This window comes from Streptomyces sp. NRRL B-24484 (assembly GCF_000717715.1).
Lineage (GTDB): Bacteria > Actinomycetota > Actinomycetes > Streptomycetales > Streptomycetaceae > Kitasatospora.
In genome coordinates this window covers 90,781-108,022 of record NZ_JOAI01000023.1, presented here as the reverse complement: position 1 = coordinate 108,022, position 17,242 = coordinate 90,781, and the positions used below count along the sequence as shown (strand labels likewise).

Below are 17,242 nucleotides of genomic sequence, written 5' to 3'. Positions count from 1 at the left end.
GGTGGCTACTGGCTACTGGGTAGTGGGTAATCCGCAGGACAGAACCCGATTCTGGGTCCACGGGACCGCTCTACTGGCTACTGGGGCGGTGCCAGTAACCAGTAGCCAGTAGCGGAGAGTGATGGATGGTCAAGCATGGTCGGGGTGGAGGAACACGGACTGCGGGCCGTTCTCGCGGTAGACCAGTTCGCCGCGCTCGGCGGCGTCCTGGAGTGCGGCGCGGACGGTCTTGCGGTTCCGGTCGACCATGTCGGCGACGGTGGCGACCTTCAGGCCCATCGGCCCGGCGGACTCGATCGCGTCGATCGCGTCGGCCAGCCACTCCGGCCCGGCCGTGGCGGCGTGCGGCTGCGGCGTCGGCGTCGGCGTCGGCGTCAGGGTGTCCTCGCGAAGGGACGAGAGGTTGAGGCCCTGGGGCCGGGTGTTGGGGAAGGCGATGACCTCCGCCAGTCCGTCCCGGGCCGCGTCGCCGCCGTCGCCGGGGGCGGCCATGGTGCGGAGGGCGGAGAGGTTCAGCCCGCCCCCGGATGTCGGTGCGGGCGCCGGCGCGGTCGGGGTCGCGGTGGTGCCTTCCCAGAGCCATCCGGCGCGCTCGGGGGACCAGCGGCGGGCGTAGTCCTCGCCCGCGGCTGATGCGGAGATGGAGTCGAGGGCCGGGCGGCGGGCGTTGGTGGCGAGGACGACCTGGCGGACCAGGCTCGGGCTGGTCTTCCAGCCCTTGAAGCCGGTGGGGGCGAAGCCGTCCGCGCCGGCGGCGCCGATGACGCCGCAGCCCTTCGCGCGGAGCTGGCGGGTGTCGACCTTCGCGCTGGGGAACAGCTTGTGCAGGTTGTTCCCGGACGACTCCCCGGAGGTCAGCGCGACCCCGACCGGGGAGAACTTGCGGACGGCGGTGTCCCCGAGCGCGGACACGTTGCCGTCCACGGCCGTGAGCACGAACCGGATCCCCATCGCGCGGGTCGTGCGCATGGCCTTCTTCACGGCCTCCTGGAGGGCCTTCATCGTCGGGTCGCCGAACGACGCCGCGGACAGCAGCTCGGCGCCCTCGTCCACGACCACCTCGATCTGCGGCAGGTCCGCCGACACGGGCAGCAGAGTGGTGTCCCGGGCGTCCAACAGATCCTGGTAGCCGTGCTGGCGTGCGGCGTTGATCCGCAGGACGGCCTGCATCAGCCGCAGTGCCTCGTCCGGGGTGGAGGCGAGCCAGTCGATGCCGGGCTCGGTGTCCTGCGGCACCGGGACGACCCCGGCCTTCGGTGCCTTCAGCCCGCGGGCCTCCAGCCAGGGGCGGACCCAGGGGATGCCGGCGGCGCCGGCCTTCAGGTCGATGACGAAGGTGAGCACGTCGGTGCAGCGGGCGAACCCGGCGAGGACGACGTCGATGAACGTGGACTTGCCGGATCCGGGCGGGCCCAGGACGAGCGCGCATGCCTCGCGCAGCAGCACCGTGGCGGCGTCGGAGTTGGGCAGCAGGCCCCAGGGGATGCCGGTGAGGATGGACAGAGCCGAGAAGTCGTCCGGATAGGGGAAGTCCTGGGCCATGACGTTGACGGTGGCGATGTCGAGGACGATGCGGCCCTGACGGTCGCCCTCCTCGACCCACACCGTGCAGCCGAGCGGCAGCCGGGCGTCGGTGGCGAGCGCGCGGGCCTGGGAGGCGATGCGGTCCCAGGTGGCGGAGCCGCCGGGGAGTTCGGCAGCGAGGGAGAACCCGGCGCCGGTCTTCCAGAACTCGACCGCGAACACCGCGACCTGGACCCCGGTCACGCGGTGGATCCGCTCCGCCCACTCCCGGGCGATCTTCTCGCGCTCCCCGTTCATCTTGGCGGCGGCGGTGCGGGCCTCGTCGCTCATGCGCTCCAGCTCCACAGCCTCCTCACGGATCGCCGCGTTGGAGGCCATAGCGCCGATCCCGACACCGAGCGCGGCCAGCGTCCCGGCCGCGGCCCACGAGAGCGGGCCGGTGGAGATGGCCCAGGTGGTCCAGCCTCCGGCGAGCAGCCACGAGGCGGCGCGGCCGGCCATGGTGCGGCCGGTGAGGCGGCGGCGGATGCTGACGCCGATGCCGTGCCCGACCGCGCCCGCGGCGCCGACGTAGAGGGGGATGCCGGGGGGCATGTGGGTGGCGGCGCCGAGCAGCGCGAGTGCGCCGGCGCCGGTCGCGGCGGAGACGGCGCCGGAGACGGGGCCGTGGGTGGCGGCCCAGTCCAGCGGCGGCAGCAGGGACGTCTTCCCCTTGGTGGTGCGGGGCTTGGGGGTCTTGGGCTGGGGGAGGTTGGTGAGGTTCAGGGTGTGCTCGGGCTGATTCACGGCAGCTCCAGGCGGCAGCAGGGGCGGTGGCGGGTAGTGCGGGGTGCGGGGATGGGTCGGGCCGCCCAGCGCAAGTGGCGGGGCGGCCCGATGAGCGCCTGTGGTTCCGGCGGGCTACTGGTTGTTGCTGATGTCCCACTTCTCCTCGCCGTTGCGGGGGTCCTCGTGGCGGGAGATGTCGTGGGCGTGCATGAGGCGGAACAGCTTGGAGACCTCCTCGGAGGCGCTGACGGCCGACATGAGGAGCATGAAGACCTCGTTCAGGGCCTCGCCGACGGACTTGTCGAGGGGGAACTCGCCGTCGGAGCGCTCGGCGAGGACGCGGAAGGTGTTGGCGATGGACTCCAGGCCCTCGGGCATGGACTCCATGGCGGCGAGGACGGACATCATGCCGTCGGGGTCGTAGTTCATCGCCGCGCTGTACATCTCGGAGGCGACCTCGGAGAAGTTGAATCCGGACTCGGTGGTGCTGGGCATGTCGCCTCCCAGGGCGGTCAGTTCGGGCTGGGCGTTGTGGCTCTTCGGGGCGCGCGGCACGGTGTCGGCCACGGGCTCGGGGGCGTCCTCGGGGTGGTCGATGGCCTCGTCCACGGCCTGCTCGGCGTCGGCCAGCTCCGCGCGGATCCGGGCGTCCCGCTCGGCGCGGGCCCCGGCGGCCCTGCCCACCAGCCAGTGGTAGAGGCGCCGGCCGGGGTGCATCAACCACGAGGCGCCGAGCCGGCGCCCGAGCGGGGTGGTCAGCGCCCCGAGGGCCCCGACCGGCAGCGCCAGCAGCGCGGCGATCAGGCGCCGGCCGTGGAACCGGGCCGCGGACTTGCGGAGCGCGAACATCGCCGCCCGGCGGAGCGGGGCCTTGCGGGCCTCCCGGCGGGCGTCCGCAACCCTCCGCTCCGCCCGCTTGTCGGCGGCCGTTCGGTTCCTGGTGCGGGCCCTGTCCAGGGACTGCCGGGCGAGCGCGGCGGGCTTGGCCAGGGCCTTCCCGATCCGGCCGCGCCGGGCGTCCTTCCGCTCGCGGTCGGCGGCCTTGGCGGCGCGGCGGGTGTCGGCGACCTGCCGGCGGGCCGCGGTCTGGCCGGTCCGGCGCTCGGCCCGCGACGGCATCACCTCACGGTCCGCCTTCCGGACCGCCTTCACCTCACCGGCCCGCGCGGCCAGACGGCCCGGGGCCGCCTTGCCTGTACCGGACGACGACTTCCGCACCGAACCGGACGTGCCGGACAGAGGCCCGCGGCTTCCCGCCGACAGCGGAAGCGAACTCGCGGCCGGGCCGGTGCCGGTGCGGCCGGTGGTGCCGGTCCCGCTCCGGGTCGGGCGCGGCGGCCCCACCGATCCGGTGCCGGCACGCGGGGACGAACCACGGCCTCCAGCGGGTGACTTGACCAGGGACAGGTGCCCCGGGCGTCGCCCGGCAGTGCCCCGGGCGGTGGAGGTGGCGCGCTGGGCGGCCTTTTTCGCGGTGCGGCGGGCGATCCGGGCGGCGAGGGCGCTGGTCGCCACGGTGCCGACGGTCGCGGCAGCGGCGGCGAGGGGGCCGGAGGTCAGCACGGCGGCCGACGTCAGGCCCACCATCGCGTTCGCGGTGGTCACCGCGAGCGGGACGGCCGGCAGACCGCCCCGGGTGTGCAAGACCGGGGCAGAGGCCTGCCCCCGGACCTGCTCAGCCGGAGCGGTGGCCGGGCGGGCCGTCTGCTCGGCCGGCGCCGGGGTAGTGGGGGTGAGGGGCGGTTCGGCGTAGGTCTGGGACATCGGTTCCTCCCCTGTGGTCAGTCGGCCTGGTTCTCGATGACCGGCCGGTCGATGTGGCGGTGGTGGACCTCGACGCCGATGCCGTCTGTGCGCAGGTAGGCGGCGACGGCTTCGGCGACCGCGACGGAGCGGTGCCGGCCGCCGCGGCAGGCGATCGTGACGTTCACGAGCAGGTGGCGGGGGTCGGCGTAGGCGCGGTGGACGGCCTTGGCGGACTCGGCGATCCGCTCGACCATCGGCATCACGCCGGGGGTGGTAAGGACGTGTTCGCGGACCTCGGGGTCGAGGCCGGTGCGGTAGCGCATCGCGGGGTCGTGGTGGGGGTTGCGGAACTGGCCGCCGAGGTCGAAGTAGAGGCCGTCGCGGATCAGGCCGAGGGCCTCGGGGTGCAGCGTGCCGATGGTCTCGATTCCGACCTGGATCAGGGCGTCCGTCATCGGTGACTCTCCTGGGATCGTGGCGAGGTCAGTGGGTGTCGCAGGGGTTCAGGCGGCGAGCGGATCGCCGTACTCGCAGATCAGGCAGCAGCCCAGATGGGCCGGCAGGACGTAGCCCGCGTCGAGCCCGCAGGTGGGGCACATCCGGCGGGCGCGGTTCGCAGCCGCGAGTGCGCGCCGTCGGGCGTCGGTCATCGGCCGGACGGGGGCGGCGAGTTCGGGCCGGTACAGGAACGCCGCCCGCACCCCGCCCGCGTAGCGGCGGGAAAACCAGAGGATCTGCGCGGCCACGGGCTGGCCGTTCGGCCGCAGGTCCCGGGCGCGGAGCTGGCGGCGGGTGCAGAGGCCGTCCGGGGCCATCTTCCAGGGGAAGGTGGGGATGCCGAACCGCTCACCGGCCGGGTCCCAGAAGCGCGGCCGGCTCACCGGGCGTGCTCGGGGTCCTGGAACCGGAAGTAGCCGATGACCTGCACCGGGACCCCCGACCAGACGCCCGAGACCTCCAGCCAGTTCGTGTAGTCCTCCTCCAGGCTGGCGCGCACGGCGGCAGGGTCGAGGCCCAGGGCCTCGCGCCACAGCTCGAAGTAGCCGAGGTGGTCGTGGACGGCGAGGGTGACGCCCCACGTGAACACGGTGCTGTCGGTGCTCTTGGGGAGTCGTTCAAGTCGAGGCGCCGGGGCCGGCAGGTGGCGGAACGCGGCGGCCATGGTCACCAGCACGCGGGCGGCGTTGATCTGGTCTTCAGCGGTGCGGGTGCTCACGATGCCTTCTCCTCGCCCTCCGCCGCGTCGGCGGAGTCGGTAGTGGCGGTGGGGGCCGGGTCGGGGACGGCGTGCAGCGCAGGCCGGTCGGCCGACTCGACGCGCTCGGCCTTCAGCGCCTCGCGCAGTAGTCGGCCGTTGGCGGACGACGTGCGGACGGCCTCGCGGATGCGGTCGGCGGTCAGCTCGGCGTCCGACCAGTCGACGGTGGCCGACCGGGCCTCGGTCAGAAGCTGGTCGAGGGTGCGGGTCGGGACCTTGGCGCGGGCCGACGGCGGCACGCTGCCGGTCGCCCGGCGGGGCCGACTCGCCCGCGTCGCGGTCGGCTTCGCCTCGGCAGCCGCCGCCACCGGGGTGGGCTCCGGGTCGGCCGACTCGTACACCGACTCGAACGGCTCCGGGTCGGCGGAAACGGCCAGCTCAGACACCGACCGGTTTGTCACTACCTGGATGTTTTGTTCCGGTTCGGGCTGGTGGTGCAGCACCTTGGCCACCAGGTCGGATCCGAAGAAGATGGAGCCGACCGGCAGGCACGACGCGAGCAGGACCAGCGCGTAGTGGGCGGGCGGCCAGTCGGCCAACCGGACCCGACCGCCGTCATGCAGGGCGGGCACCAGACCGTGCACGTAATTGAGCACCAGCGAGGCGACCGTGTAGCCGCCCAGCACCCACAGTGCGAACCGCCGGTCCCGACCGGTCAGCACCAGCGCCGCCACCAGCGCCAGCGCCATCAGCCCGTCCACCACCAGCGGGTAGAGGTCGGCGGCAAGCCAATCGGCCCCGACCGCGTGCGCCACATCCTTCAGCGCGTTCCACGACACCCGGAACGCCATCGCGACGACCACCAGCAGCGCGGCGACCATCCAGAACTTCGCCCGGCGGTTCACGCCGCCACCCCCAGCCGGACCGGTCGGCGGGCGCCGGTGCGGCGGGCGGTGTGCAGCGGGACCGGGGCCTCGCTCATCAGGCGCTCGGCGTAGTCGGCCAGCTCCCGGTCCTCCCGGCGCAGGTCCGCCAGGATGTCCCGCGCCGCGTCCATCCGGGCCTTACGCTCGATCGGCGACTCGCCCGGCACGCCGGCGAACAGCTTCTCGTCCACGCCCAACGCCAGCTCCGCGAACTCCTCCGGGTCCACGGCATGCTGGCCTGCAACAATCGACTTCACGGGTCTACCTCTTCCTAGAAGGGGGTGGGCCCCAGGGCCGCCGCGCACTCCTTGGCCGGAGCGCGGCGGCCCGTTCTTATGGGCCCAGGCCACTCGTTGCGTCACGAGCAGCCACAGACCCCGGCACTCGCGCCCGGCGATAAGCCGGGGAGGGTGTCGGGGCCTGTGGTCGTTGGTGAAGCGGGTGAATCAACGGGGTCGGATCTCCTCTGGACGCGGTCCGGGCTCGCTCCGGAGAGATCCCTCCCGGAGGTCGTCGCCGGCAAAGGTCTGCCGCGCCGTTCTTTACGTAGAAGTCGGCTGCGTGTCCCATGTACGGCCGCCGTCTGAAGGGCGACCGAGGTGTCAGGGCGTACGCCCCTTCTCTGCCGACTGGTCTCCACTCACCCCGACCGGCGTGGTCACGGAAGGACTGCGGTGGTGGATCACTCTCTTGAGTTGTTGAGCAAGTGGTGCATTTGTGCAGGTCAGAGCAGCCCAAAGAAGGCCCCTCCTTGCCGCTCCCGCATCTCTCGGTTGCGACACACTCAACATAGACAACCTGCCTAGGCAGGTCAAGAGAGTTGGGTTTCTCGCGTGTGTTGGGCATCTGTCCTAGCATGGGTGCATGAGCCTCGACCCGGATGACTCCCGCCCGCCGTATCAGCAGGTCAGCAGTTCTTTGCGGGCCTCGATCCTCACGAAGAAGCCCGGCTTCGAAACCGGCGACAAGCTCCCGTCCGGCCCCGAACTCGCCAAGCACTTCGGCGTGGCACGCGGCACGATCGACAAGGCCCTCGACCTGCTCAGGACGGAGGGGCTGATCGTGACCCGGCAGGGCAGCGGCTCTTTCGTCCGAGAGCGCACGTCACGGCCCGTTGGTCTTCGGCCTCACCTCGAAGCAGCCTTCGAGCAGCAGCAGGTGACCCTCGACTTCGCCGGCTTCTCCAGCGAGACGCTTCACAACGCCCTACAGGAACCGCTCGACAAGGTCCGCTCTGGCAGGCTTGCCCCGGAGTCCATCACCGTGCGACTCCTGCTGCCAGACACGTCTGAGCCCATGGCCGTGCCCGTCCTGGTAGACGGACTCAAGGACGAACCCGCCCTCCGGGAGCGCGCACGCAACATCGCGTTGACCAACGCCGGTGGCATCGCCCACTCCGTCGAGGTGCTGGCGGAGCTCGGTCTCGTCCAGTCGGCCACGGTCCAGGTGAAGGTGCACCGTGCGTCCAGCCTGTTCAAGCTGTACATCCTGAACCGCGCTGAAGCGTTCTTCGGGTTCTACCCGCTCCGGGAACGCACGGTGGCGATCGACGGCAGCGACCACACGTTCTACGACGTCACCGGCAAGGACACCACCCTGTTTCACCACGCCGCCGGCCCGGACGATGCCTCGCTCGGATCGCAGTACGTCCAGCAGGCACAGATGTGGTTCGACAGCGTGTGGTCCACGATCGCGTACGAGCGTCAGCCGTGACCGGCGCCACTCCGTCGCTGGCTGACGTGCTCCGACCGGTGAAGCACGTCCTACTCGACTTCGACGGCCCAGTCTGCTCGGTCTTCGCCGGGCTGCCTGCGCCGGAAGTCGCACGACGGCTCCGTGCGGGCCTGCTCGCCAGCGGCGAGCAGGCCCCCTCTGGGGCAGAGAACGAGACTGACCCCCTTGCCCTGCTCCGTCTCATCGCGGACACCCGCCCAGACCTTGCGGCGATGACCGACGGCGCACTGGCCGAACTGGAGACCAAAGCAGTGCGGCTCGGACGGCCCAATGTGGGCGGCGAATCGGTCCTGCGGGCATGCGCACGGTCCGGCCGGTCTGTCTCAGTGGTCAGCAATAATGCGGGGGTCGCCATTGCGGCTTACCTCTCCGACCATGGCCTGAGTGACTACGTGGGTGGTGTATTCGGTAGGACCCCGGGTGACCCATCGTCCATGAAACCGAACCCGCAGCTTCTCCTAGCGGCCATGGAAGCCGCCGGAAGCGAACCCGAGGAGTGCATCTTCATTGGCGACGCAGCGAGGGACGTAGAGGCCGGGGAGGCGGCGGGCGTGGCCACCATCGGGTACGCCAACAAGCCGGGGAAGGACGCGAGGTTGGCTGCTGCCGGTGCCGTCGTGATTGTGGAGTCCATGCAGGTCATCGCGGATGCCCTGGGCTGATCGGTGTATGCCAACGTGTATGCCAACAGCGGCGTACAACAACACCCGACCGAACACGTCCAAGGACCGGCGGCCTTGTGGGTCACAGCGGACTCAGGGTCATCACGCGGCCTGAAAAGCGGAAGGTCGCCGGTTCGACCCCGGCCCTGGCCACAGCCCGGAGCCCCCGCAGCGAAGATCGCTGCGGGGGCTCCTTCGTGTTCCCGCACGCGGCTTCCGACACGTCGCCGGCGGGGGCGGTCCGCCCCCGCCGGTGGCGGTCACTCCGGTCCGGGCCCCTTCTCGACCGGGAGGTCGCCGGGGCGGCCCCACTCGCTCCAGGAGCCGTCGTACACGGCGACGTCGCGGTATCCGGCCAGTTCGGCGCCGAGGGCCAGCACGCAGGCGGTCACGCCGGAACCGCAACTGACCACCAGCCGCTCGCGCCCGTCGGCGACGGCCCCGAAGCGCGCCTTCAGCTCCTCGGCGGGCCGCATCCGGCCGTCCGTCTGGAGGTCGAGGTAGGGCAGGTTCGCGGCGCCGGGGATGTGGCCGCGGCGCAGCCCCGGACGGGGTTCCTCGACCCGTCCGGCGTAACGCTCCCGGCTGCGGGCGTCGAGCACGGCGGCGGCCCCGTCGGCGAGCGCGGCGTCCACGGCCCGGCGGTCCACCAGGAGCCCGGTGCGGGGCCGGGCGGTGAAGTTCCCCGGCGCGGCGGGCGGCTCCTCTGCGCCGGCCTCGGCCAGCGGCAGTCCGGCGGCCTCCCAGACCGGCAGTCCGCCGTCCAGCACGGCCGCCCGGTCGAAGCCCATCGCCCGCAGCATCCACCAGGCCCGGGCGCTGGAGTAGATGCCGGCGTTGTCGTACGCCACGACGGTGCTGTCCTCGTCGACGCCGAGGGCCCGCAGCTCGCGCTCGAACTGCTCGGGGCCGGGCATCGTGTGCGGCAGCGGGTCCGCCGGGTCGGAGAGCGCCCCGTCGATGTCGAAGGTCCGCGATCCCGGGATCGGCCGCCGGATCCCGCGGTACACCCCGACGCTCGCGTCCAGCACCACCAGCCCGGGCCGGCCCAGGCGCTCCGCCAGCCAGTCGGCCGACACCAGCGGTCCGGGAGGGGACAGCAGACTCATCGCACGCACCTTCTCCGCTCGGCCACCCCGCACACACCGCCCACGGGCGTCCGACGCACAGTAGTACAGGTGTGCAAACGACCGGGTGGTTCCGGGGAACTGCGCCCGGAACGGGAGGGCCGGGCGCCGTTGCCCACCCCCGTGGGGCAGCGGCGCGCCGGAGCGTGGGGGCCGGGGGGTGCGGCCGGGCGGCCGCAGCGGGGGCGGCCGGTGTGGTCGATCCTGCTCAATGCGTGACTGGCTGTCAACTATCGTGGATCGCTATGGGAGGGGCTCCCGGATTCCGGCACCGCTCGCGCACCGGAACGGCACTTCTTCCTCAACGATCGTGCAGGACGGGCCGGTCGGGGGATTCTGGCGCGGCGTCAGATCGTTCTATGATCCGCGCATGTCCACCGAATCTGCGCGACCGGAGGGCTCCGCCGGGCCGTCCGGTGAGGAGGCCGGGCCCTGCACGGGCTCCCCCGACTTCGCGGCCCGCTTCCGGCGCCTGATCAAGGTGATCTACCCGAAGGATCTCGGCCGCCCCTGGCGGGACACCGAGATCGCCCTCGGCACCGGCCTCAGCGGGACGTACATCGGGAACCTGCGCAAGGGCACCCAGAAGCCGAGCCTGGAGAACGCGGTGAAGATCGCCAAGTTCTTCGGCGTGCCCCTGGACTACTTCAGCGACTCCGCGACCGCCCAGGCCGTCGAGCGCGACCTGCAGCGGATCGAGGCGCTCCGCGACGCCCGGGTGGAGCGGATCGCGATGCGGGCGGCCGGGCTTCCGCCGGAGATGCAGGACGCCGCCCTCACGGTCGTGGAACAGTTGCGCCGGGCGGTCGGACTGCCCGACGACGGTGGCCCGGCGGCGGAGTGACGTGACCGGGCAGCAGGAGACGCCGCTGGGCCACTGGCGGCTTCCCGAAGGGGAACACGTGCGAGGTGTGGGACGTACCCGCCGCCGGATGCGGTCCGCGGCCAGGCAGTTGGGGCTGCCTCCGCTGAGCACCGTGGAGGAGCTGTGCGCGGCGGTCGCCGAGCGGACGGGCCGTCCCGTCCGGCTGGCACCGCGCCGGATGCGGGTCGGGGAGCCGTCCGGTTTCGTCGAGCGGCTGCCCGACGAGGACGTCGTCCACTACGAGCAGGAGACCTCCGGCCTGCACCAGGCCCACATCGTCTGCCACGAACTCGCCCACCTGCTCTGCGGGCACCTGCCGGAGGCCGCCCCGCCGGACGCGGAGACCGCCGCGGTGGAGCTGCCCACCATCGATCCGGACGTCCTGCGGATGGTCCTCGGCCGCTCCCACTACGACGACGCGGCGGAGGAGGAGGCCGAGGTGCTCGGCGCCGAACTGCTGCGGATCCTGGTGCTGGCCCCGGGGGCCGGGACGACCTCGCAGCTGGCGCCCGCCCTGGAGCACCGCAAGGGCCAGCATGTCTGAGCACCTCGCGGCCCCGGCGGTGTCCGAGGCGCCGTTCAACGCCGTCTACCTGGCGATCGGTGCGGCGGCCTGGACGGTCGCCGCGCTCAAGCTCCGGGCCTGGCGGCGCGATCCCTCGCCCGGTCTGCTGGTGGTGGCGCTGGCGATCGCCTCGCCGGCGAGCTCCTTCCTGATGGCCTCGCCCGTCCTCTACCGGGCGATCGACCGGCTCGCGCACACCGGCAACCTCGCCACCCTGCTGGTGTACCTCGGCATCACCGGGTTCTCCGCCGCCACCGTGGTGCTGGCCCTGATCTGGACCCCGCCGGACGAGCGGGACGGCGACCGGATCTGGGACGTCTCCGCGGCCGGCACCCGACGGCGGATCCGGACCCGGCTGACCCTGTTCGCGGTGCTGGCGGCCCTGATGGCGGTGCTGTTCGCCGCCGGCCGGGCGACCGCCCCGGAGACCCCGCTCACCTTCGACACCACCTTCGCGACCGTGCCCGCGATCGCCTGCTTCCTGGCGCTGTACCAGGGCGCCTTCGCCTTCGCGCTGATCGACATCGCCCGGGTCTGCCGGGGCCACGCAGCCCGGCTGCCGGCCGGCTGGCTGCGCCGGGGCATCCGGCTGATCGCCCTCGGATCGGTCACCGCCTGCGGCTACGTGCTCTGCAAGATCGTCGCGATCGGGGCGGCCGCCGCCGGGGCCGGCGGCACCGAGTGGCTGAGCACCGCCGCCGGACCGGCCTTCGCCGCCGCCGGCGCCCTGCTGATCACCGTGGGCTTCGCCGGCCCGGCGGGCGCCAACTGGGCCCGGCGCCGACGCGACTACCGGGCGCTGCGCCCGCTCTGGGACCTCGTCTACCGCGCCGACCGGCGACTCGCCCTGGAGGCGCCGCCCGCCCGCTGGACGGAGCGACTGGCCCTGCGCGACCTCGAATGGCGCACCACCCGGCGCGGCCTGGAGATCCGGGACGGCCAGCTCACCCTGCGGCCCTGGGTGGACCCGGCGGTGGTCGCCAGCAGCGCCCGGATCGCCGAGAACGCCGGGCTGGACGGTCCCGAGCGGTCCGCGCTGGTGGTCGCCGCCGCGCTGCGCTCCGCCGTCGCCGCGCTGGACGCCGGACGGCCGCCGCGGCCCCGCGAGGAGCAGGCCGTGCTGCCCGGCCTCGACGCGGATCCGGCCGAGGAGCGGGCGCACCTCGTCCGGGTGGCCCGCGGCCTCGACGGCCCGCTGACCGCACAGGCGCTCGCCACCGCGGGAACACCGTGAGCGGCGCACGCCCGCCCGGCGGCGCGCAGCCGTCCGAGGACGCCCGGCCGCCCGACGAGACGCAGGCCCCGGCCGGCGCCCGCGATCCCTACGCGCGGCTGGTGCTGGAGGTGATGCCGGAGGAGTCCCGGGTCGGGCTGACCCTGGGCTTCGTCCGGACCTTCGGCATTCCCGAGATCGCCGCCGTGCTGCACGGCACCGGCCGGGTGACCGGGCAGCCGAAGAGCCGGGCCAAGGCCACCGGCGCGGCCATGTTCACCCTGATCGGGCAGGGCCCCGGCAGTGCCGAGGGCCGCCGGGTGGTGGACGGGCTGCGCCGGGTCCACGACCGCCCCGGCATCACGCCCGAGCTGATGCACTACGTCCTGGCCTGCTTCACCGTCTGCCCGCTGCGCTTCATGGACGAGCACGGCCCGTGGCGGCCCACCGCGCCGGAACGGGACGCCGCGTACGCCTTCCACCTGGAGCTCGCGGAGGCGCTCGGCCTGCCCGAGCCGCCCGGCGGCGACCTCACGGGCACCGAGCAGTGGATGCGCGGGGTCGAACGCCGCCGCTTCGCGCCCTCCCCGCAGGCCCGGGAGCTGTGGGCGTCGGCCCGCGGCCTGCTCGCCTCCCGCCTCCCGGGCCCGCTGGCACCGCTCGCCCCCGTCCTGGCCGCCGCCCTGCTGGACGAGCCGCTGCGCGCCTCCCTCGGCGCGCCACGGCCCCCCGCGCCCGTCCGCACCGCGGTCACTGCCGCCCTGCGTCTGCGCGCCGCGGCCGCCCGCCGCCGCACGCCCTGACCGGGCCGCCCCCACCCGCCTCCGCACCCCGGCCGCCGCAGCCGAAGCCCGCGGCGGCCGGGCCGGGCGCACACTGGAGGTGCACGCCGGGCGCTCCGGCGCGGTGGAACGGGACCGGCCGTGACCGCGGCCGGCGGTCCGCCGTCCGCCCCCGGCCCGGAGGTGCCCGTGTCCTCAGCCCCGGCAGCCCCCCGGCGCGGCCCCTCGACGGTGCTCCGCAGGCTGGCCGGCGGGCTCGGACGGGGCCGCGGCCGCCCGCTGCCGGACTCCGGGAACCGGCCGCCGGACCTGGACGCGCAGGCCGCCGCCCTGCTGGCGGTGCTGGACGCGGCGGTGGCGGAGCAGGCCGCGGCGGACCGCGCCCTCGCCGTCTGCGGGGAGCCGGGCCCGGTGCCGCCGGGCCTTGCGGAGCTGCTGTCCCGGCAGGCCGTCCGGTACGGGAGGCTGGCGGGCTGGCTTCGGGCGCTGCCCGCGGACGGCGAACTGGCGGGTGTCCGCGACCTGGCGATCCGGCTGGTGGCGTACCACCAGTGGATGCTGCACCAGTCGGCGAACCTGGCGTTCGCGGGGCACCACCGCCCGCGCAGCGAGGCCGCCCGGCAGCGGATCAACGGCCTGGGCGCCCCCGCGGACCGGCTGCGCGAACTGCGCGACCGGCTGAGGCCGGACGCCCGGACATGAGGCTTCGTCAGCCGACGGTGTGACAGGAGCCGCACCGGCACGGCGCAGCTGGGTCGGTGGCTGCCAGTAGGCTCCGCGGGATGGCCGCGTGCAGACCGCCGCGGCCCGGGGGACGGCCGGCCGGTGTCAACGGCGGGCCGCGCCAGATTCGTCCAGGGGGAAGTCCGCCATGCGCATCCGTCCTGCGGCCGTTGCCGCTCTCCTCGTCGCGACCGCCTTCGGTGCGGCCGCCTGCGGCCCGGAGGATTCCACGGGCGACAACGCGGTCGCCGCGCCGAGCAAGGCGGCCGCCGCGCCGTCCGCCCCGGCGACCGGGTCCGAGCCCGCCGCCACCGCCCCGGCCGGCAAGGCGTCGTCCGCGGCCACCGGCGCCGCGGACGCCGACAACGGCGGCCGCGGTCCGAACTGCAAGGAGTACTTCAAGACCCACAAGGTCGTCCGGGTCCGTACGGTCGACAAGGGCCTCGGCAAGCTGACGGCGGACTCCGTCGAGGCGAACTGCAGCCCCAACGGCCTCTTCTTCAACCCGGACGAGAAGCCGAAGCCCTACACCGTCGCATCCGACGCGAAGATCACCGTCTACACGGACGAGAGCCTGAAGGCGAAGACCGTCGCCGTGCGCTCGGGCACCGCGGGCGACGGCCTGGCGCACGTGAAGACCTGCGCCGAGAGCAACCACGCGACCGACCCGGACAGCCTGCCCAAGGGCTACTTCTGCTACCAGGACCTGTACGAGTACACGGTGGACGCGAAGGGCGCGATCACCTCGCTGAAGGAGACCTGGAGCTCCTGACCGGGAGGTCCTGACCTTGGACTCATGACCGGGAGGTCCTGACCCTCAGCTCCTGGCCGGAAGCCGGCGGGCCCCCGCGGTGGTGCACCGCCGGGGCCCGCCGGGCCGGTCACATGCCGTTCTTGCGGACGGCGGTGTACTCCGCGTACTTGGAGAGCGGGACCTCGCGGGAGACGCAGCCGAGGCTGCCGTTGTCCTCCAGGATGACCATCCGGGTGTGCGCCTTGTCCGCCCAGCCGCCGAACAGCACGACGTGCTGCTCGCCGTGGGCCTGGTGGACGACCATGGCGTCGCCGGGCAGCATCGCGCTCTTGGAGATGTGGTGGGCGATGCCGCCGCTCTCGCTGATCAGCGGGCCGGTGGTGGTGCCGGGCCCGGGCAGGCCCCACGCCGCGGAGACGAAGCCGGAGCAGTCGACGCGGTAGCCGTTGGTCTCGGCGCCCTGGCTGTAGCCGAGCTTGCGGTTGACCCGCTCCATCGCCCGGTCGACCATCGCCTTCCGCTCGTCGGAGGCGCCGTCGAGGATCGGCTGGTCCTTGGGGCCGACGCCCTGGCCGTTGTGGCGGTGCCAGTGGTCGCTCCAGGAGTCCCAGCCGGAGCCGTTGATGATGTGGGTCTGCCAGTCGCCGCGGCTGCGGTCCTTGATCTTCGGGCCGTCGTGGCGGCCGCCGGGCCTGGTGCTGATGCCGCTGCCGTCGCTGCCCGAGTCGTCGGAGCCGCCGTGGTTGCCGCCGCCACCGGTGTGGCCGCCACCGCCGGTCTGCCCGCCCCCGCCGGTGTGGCCGCCGCCGCCCGTCTGGCCTCCGCCGCCGTGGTTCCCGCTGCCGCTGCCGCCGCCCCCGGTGCCGTCGATGCCGGTGTGCGGGCCCTTGGGCTGCTCCTGGCCCGCGTGGGGCTTCTTGAGCGCCTCCTCGATCTTGCGCTCGATCTCCTTGTACTCGGCGAGGACCTTCTTGATCTTCTCGGCGTCCTGGCCGAGCTCCTCGGTGAGCTGCTTCTTGGTCTTCTCCAGGGCGTCGGCCCGGTCGGAGATGTCCTTGACCTTGGAGGCCACCTGGGCGGCAACCGCGAAGAAGTTCGCGACGCCGAGCAGCCCGCCGGCGCTCAGGTCGGTCGCGGCGGCCTTGGCGACGGCGTTCTTGATGGCCCCGACCCGCTGGCTCATCTCCGTCATCTTGGCGTTGATCTTCTGGAAGTCGCTCTGGATCTTCGCCAGCTCCTGCAGCTGGACGCCGAACTGATCGGCCATGGCGCGGTGTCTCCTCGTGCCTGCTGGTACGTGCCTGGGACGGTGGGTGGTGCGACGGCCGGTCAGAAGGCGTCGGCGAGGCCCTTGATCGCCTTGCCGAGCTCGTCGAGCTCGTCGGCGACGGTGTTGAGTTCCTTCACCCGGTTCTGCGCGTGCGCGACGAAGGCGTCGGAGGCAGGTCCGTGCCAGGTGAGGTGGCTCAGCGCGGTGCTGATCTCCTTGCCGAACGCCTCGACGTCCTTGCCCATCTGCTGCAGCTCGGCGGCGTACTTCTCCAGTTCGGCGTCAGGGTCGCCGAACATCTCGCCGAGCACCCACTTGGCAATCTTGGTCGGAGCCCAGAACACGTCCTCGACGACGTTGACCGCCGCGCTCCCGAGGTCCTTGACGTCGTCCCACAGTCCCACAGCCGTTCCCCCATGCTTCTCTTGCACTACAGGCTGATAGTCGGTCAAAAGGCTAGCCGACCGGGCGAGCCCGGTCAGCGGCGGGCGACGGCGAGAACGGCCGCCGCCGGCAGGGCCAGCAGCCCGTCCCCGTCCGTGCGTCCGCCGGCGATCCGGTCGTAGTGCTGCTTCACCAGGGCCGCGGTCGCGGGCGGCAGTCCGGTGATCACCAGCCCGAGGTTGGCGATGCCGGAGGCCGGCCCCTGCCAGAACTCCTCGGGGGAGACCCGGTGGGTCCAGGCCAGGTGCCGGCCCTCCGGGTTCCGCCATCCCGCGCCGGCCAGCAGCCCGGCCAGGCCCTCCGGCGTCCGGTCGAAGTCGACCGGCAGCGGGGGGAAGGCCGGGCGGACGGCCCCGGCGGCGTCCAGCGCCTCGGCGAAGAGGCCGAGGGCGGTGTTGCCGACCGCCGCCCAGACGGTGACGGCGATCCGCCCGCCGGGGCGGGTGACCCGCCGCAGCTCGGCCAGGGCGGCCGCCGGGTCCTCCACGTGGTTGATCACGAAGTTGGCCACCACCGCGTCGAAGGAGGCGTCCGCGAAGGGCAGCACGGGCAGGACGGCGTGCCGCACGTCCGCCGCGGGCACGTTCTCCGCGGCCAGCGCCACCATCCCGGGCTCGGCGTCCACCGCGGTGACCCGCGCGCCGAGCCGCACCGCGGCCGCGGCGGCCGTCCCCGGCCCGGTGCCGACGTCCAGCACCGCCGCCCCCGGACCCACCCCGGCGGCGGCCACCAGCTCGGGCACCGCGGCCCCGCAGAGCCCCGCGAAGGTGCGCTGGTACGGAACGGCCTTGCCCTCCCACATCCGTCGCTCGTGCGCGTCGAACTCACCGGCCACGGTCTCCCCCTCGATCGTCGTGCCTGGTCCGAGCACCCTACCGACCCCTCGAACAGGCTCGAACGGGCGCCCGAAGCGGCCCGTGAGCCGCGGTGCGCGCCACGCG

19 protein-coding genes are annotated in these 17,242 nt (G+C 73.5%); 8 read left to right on the top strand and 11 right to left on the bottom strand.

Features of this window, described 5'->3' with window-relative positions; all coding sequences use genetic code 11:
* Window positions 1–129 precede the first annotated feature (129 nt).
* The 7 genes from IE98_RS0121545 to IE98_RS0121515 form a co-directional block, all read right to left on the bottom strand.
* Complete coding sequence (locus IE98_RS0121545) at window positions 130–2,310, bottom strand: hypothetical protein (RefSeq protein WP_052390780.1); 2,181 nt, start codon at window positions 2,308–2,310, stop codon at window positions 130–132.
* Between the two features lie 114 nt (window positions 2,311–2,424).
* On the bottom strand, window positions 2,425–4,056 hold the full coding sequence (locus IE98_RS50990; protein ID WP_052390779.1) for a hypothetical protein: 1,632 nt from the start codon (window positions 4,054–4,056) through the stop codon (window positions 2,425–2,427).
* A 17-nt stretch (window positions 4,057–4,073) separates the two neighbouring features.
* On the bottom strand, window positions 4,074–4,493 hold the full coding sequence (locus IE98_RS0121535; protein ID WP_030271289.1) for an RNase adapter RapZ: 420 nt from the start codon (window positions 4,491–4,493) through the stop codon (window positions 4,074–4,076).
* A gap of 48 nt (window positions 4,494–4,541) precedes the next feature.
* Window positions 4,542–4,919, bottom strand: coding sequence for an RRQRL motif-containing zinc-binding protein (locus IE98_RS0121530; protein ID WP_030271287.1), 378 nt, complete (start codon window positions 4,917–4,919; stop codon window positions 4,542–4,544).
* The gene (locus IE98_RS44875) at window positions 4,916–5,254 is read right to left on the bottom strand and encodes a hypothetical protein (protein ID WP_052390778.1); all 339 of its coding nucleotides are present in this window, start codon (window positions 5,252–5,254) and stop codon (window positions 4,916–4,918) included. The genes IE98_RS0121530 and IE98_RS44875 overlap by 4 nt, the downstream gene beginning before the upstream one ends.
* Entirely contained in the window at window positions 5,251–6,141 is an 891-nt protein-coding gene (locus IE98_RS0121520; RefSeq protein WP_078661186.1) for a DUF2637 domain-containing protein, read from the bottom strand. The genes IE98_RS44875 and IE98_RS0121520 overlap by 4 nt, the downstream gene beginning before the upstream one ends.
* A complete protein-coding gene (locus IE98_RS0121515; protein WP_030271277.1) occupies window positions 6,138–6,419 on the bottom strand; it encodes a hypothetical protein in 282 nt (93 codons plus the stop codon). The genes IE98_RS0121520 and IE98_RS0121515 overlap by 4 nt, the downstream gene beginning before the upstream one ends.
* Before the next feature lie 607 nt (window positions 6,420–7,026).
* On the opposite strand from IE98_RS0121515, the gene IE98_RS0121510 reads away from it, so the two are divergent.
* Together IE98_RS0121510 and IE98_RS0121505 are read left to right on the top strand one after the other, a co-directional pair.
* Window positions 7,027–7,875, top strand: a complete 849-nt coding sequence (locus IE98_RS0121510) for a GntR family transcriptional regulator (protein WP_030271274.1) — start codon at window positions 7,027–7,029, stop codon at window positions 7,873–7,875.
* Window positions 7,872–8,558 carry an HAD family hydrolase gene (locus IE98_RS0121505; protein WP_030271273.1) on the top strand — a complete coding sequence of 229 codons (687 nt, stop codon included), beginning with the start codon at window positions 7,872–7,874 and terminating at the stop codon, window positions 8,556–8,558. The genes IE98_RS0121510 and IE98_RS0121505 overlap by 4 nt, the downstream gene beginning before the upstream one ends.
* A 260-nt stretch (window positions 8,559–8,818) precedes the next feature.
* Here IE98_RS0121505 and IE98_RS0121500 read toward each other — a convergent pair whose 3' ends face one another.
* On the bottom strand, window positions 8,819–9,667 hold the full coding sequence (locus tag IE98_RS0121500) for a sulfurtransferase (protein WP_030271272.1): 849 nt from the start codon (window positions 9,665–9,667) through the stop codon (window positions 8,819–8,821).
* A 388-nt stretch (window positions 9,668–10,055) separates the two neighbouring features.
* Between IE98_RS0121500 and IE98_RS46580 the strand changes: the two genes are divergently transcribed.
* From IE98_RS46580 to IE98_RS0121470, 6 genes are all read left to right on the top strand, one after another.
* Complete coding sequence (locus IE98_RS46580) at window positions 10,056–10,529, top strand: helix-turn-helix domain-containing protein (protein ID WP_052390777.1); 474 nt, start codon at window positions 10,056–10,058, stop codon at window positions 10,527–10,529.
* A gap of 67 nt (window positions 10,530–10,596) precedes the next feature.
* Complete coding sequence (locus IE98_RS0121490; RefSeq protein ID WP_159401008.1) at window positions 10,597–11,094, top strand: hypothetical protein; 498 nt, start codon at window positions 10,597–10,599, stop codon at window positions 11,092–11,094.
* The gene (locus tag IE98_RS0121485; protein WP_030271267.1) at window positions 11,087–12,349 is read left to right on the top strand and encodes an MAB_1171c family putative transporter; all 1,263 of its coding nucleotides are present in this window, start codon (window positions 11,087–11,089) and stop codon (window positions 12,347–12,349) included. The genes IE98_RS0121490 and IE98_RS0121485 overlap by 8 nt, the downstream gene beginning before the upstream one ends.
* Window positions 12,346–13,131, top strand: a complete 786-nt coding sequence (locus tag IE98_RS0121480; RefSeq protein ID WP_052390775.1) for an oxygenase MpaB family protein — start codon at window positions 12,346–12,348, stop codon at window positions 13,129–13,131. Before IE98_RS0121485 ends, IE98_RS0121480 begins: the two co-directional genes overlap by 4 nt.
* Before the next feature lie 168 nt (window positions 13,132–13,299).
* Complete coding sequence (locus IE98_RS0121475) at window positions 13,300–13,812, top strand: hypothetical protein (protein ID WP_234443620.1); 513 nt, start codon at window positions 13,300–13,302, stop codon at window positions 13,810–13,812.
* Between the two features lie 169 nt (window positions 13,813–13,981).
* Window positions 13,982–14,605 carry a hypothetical protein gene (locus tag IE98_RS0121470; RefSeq protein ID WP_030271262.1) on the top strand — a complete coding sequence of 208 codons (624 nt, stop codon included), beginning with the start codon at window positions 13,982–13,984 and terminating at the stop codon, window positions 14,603–14,605.
* 109 nt (window positions 14,606–14,714) lie between these two features.
* On the opposite strand, the gene IE98_RS44865 is transcribed toward IE98_RS0121470, so the two are convergent.
* The 3 genes from IE98_RS44865 to IE98_RS0121455 all read right to left on the bottom strand — a co-directional run bounded on the left by IE98_RS44865 (window position 14,715) and on the right by IE98_RS0121455 (window position 17,136).
* Window positions 14,715–15,854, bottom strand: coding sequence for a hypothetical protein (locus IE98_RS44865; protein ID WP_052390774.1), 1,140 nt, complete (start codon window positions 15,852–15,854; stop codon window positions 14,715–14,717).
* A 62-nt stretch (window positions 15,855–15,916) separates the two neighbouring features.
* Window positions 15,917–16,261 (bottom strand): WXG100 family type VII secretion target, encoded by a 345-nt coding sequence (locus IE98_RS0121460; RefSeq protein WP_106976654.1) that lies wholly within the window; start codon window positions 16,259–16,261, stop codon window positions 15,917–15,919.
* Window positions 16,262–16,335: 74 nt separating this feature from the next.
* Window positions 16,336–17,136 carry a class I SAM-dependent methyltransferase gene (locus tag IE98_RS0121455; protein WP_234443619.1) on the bottom strand — a complete coding sequence of 267 codons (801 nt, stop codon included), beginning with the start codon at window positions 17,134–17,136 and terminating at the stop codon, window positions 16,336–16,338.
* Window positions 17,137–17,242: the final 106 nt, after the last annotated feature.

What these genes read in the sequence shown, in the direction of transcription:
- IE98_RS0121500 (WP_030271272.1), bottom strand. Translation starts at nt 9,667, where the DNA reads ATGAGTCTGCTGTCCCCTCCCGGACCGCTGGTGTCGGCCGACTGGCTG.
- IE98_RS0121535 (WP_030271289.1), bottom strand. Translation starts at nt 4,493, where the DNA reads ATGACGGACGCCCTGATCCAGGTCGGAATCGAGACCATCGGCACGCTG.
- IE98_RS0121470 (WP_030271262.1), top strand. Translation starts at nt 13,982, where the DNA reads ATGCGCATCCGTCCTGCGGCCGTTGCCGCTCTCCTCGTCGCGACCGCC.
- IE98_RS50990 (WP_052390779.1), bottom strand. Translation starts at nt 4,056, where the DNA reads ATGTCCCAGACCTACGCCGAACCGCCCCTCACCCCCACTACCCCGGCG.
- IE98_RS0121510 (WP_030271274.1), top strand. Translation starts at nt 7,027, where the DNA reads ATGAGCCTCGACCCGGATGACTCCCGCCCGCCGTATCAGCAGGTCAGC.
- IE98_RS0121485 (WP_030271267.1), top strand. Translation starts at nt 11,087, where the DNA reads ATGTCTGAGCACCTCGCGGCCCCGGCGGTGTCCGAGGCGCCGTTCAAC.
- IE98_RS44865 (WP_052390774.1), bottom strand. Translation starts at nt 15,854, where the DNA reads ATGGCCGATCAGTTCGGCGTCCAGCTGCAGGAGCTGGCGAAGATCCAG.
- IE98_RS46580 (WP_052390777.1), top strand. Translation starts at nt 10,056, where the DNA reads ATGTCCACCGAATCTGCGCGACCGGAGGGCTCCGCCGGGCCGTCCGGT.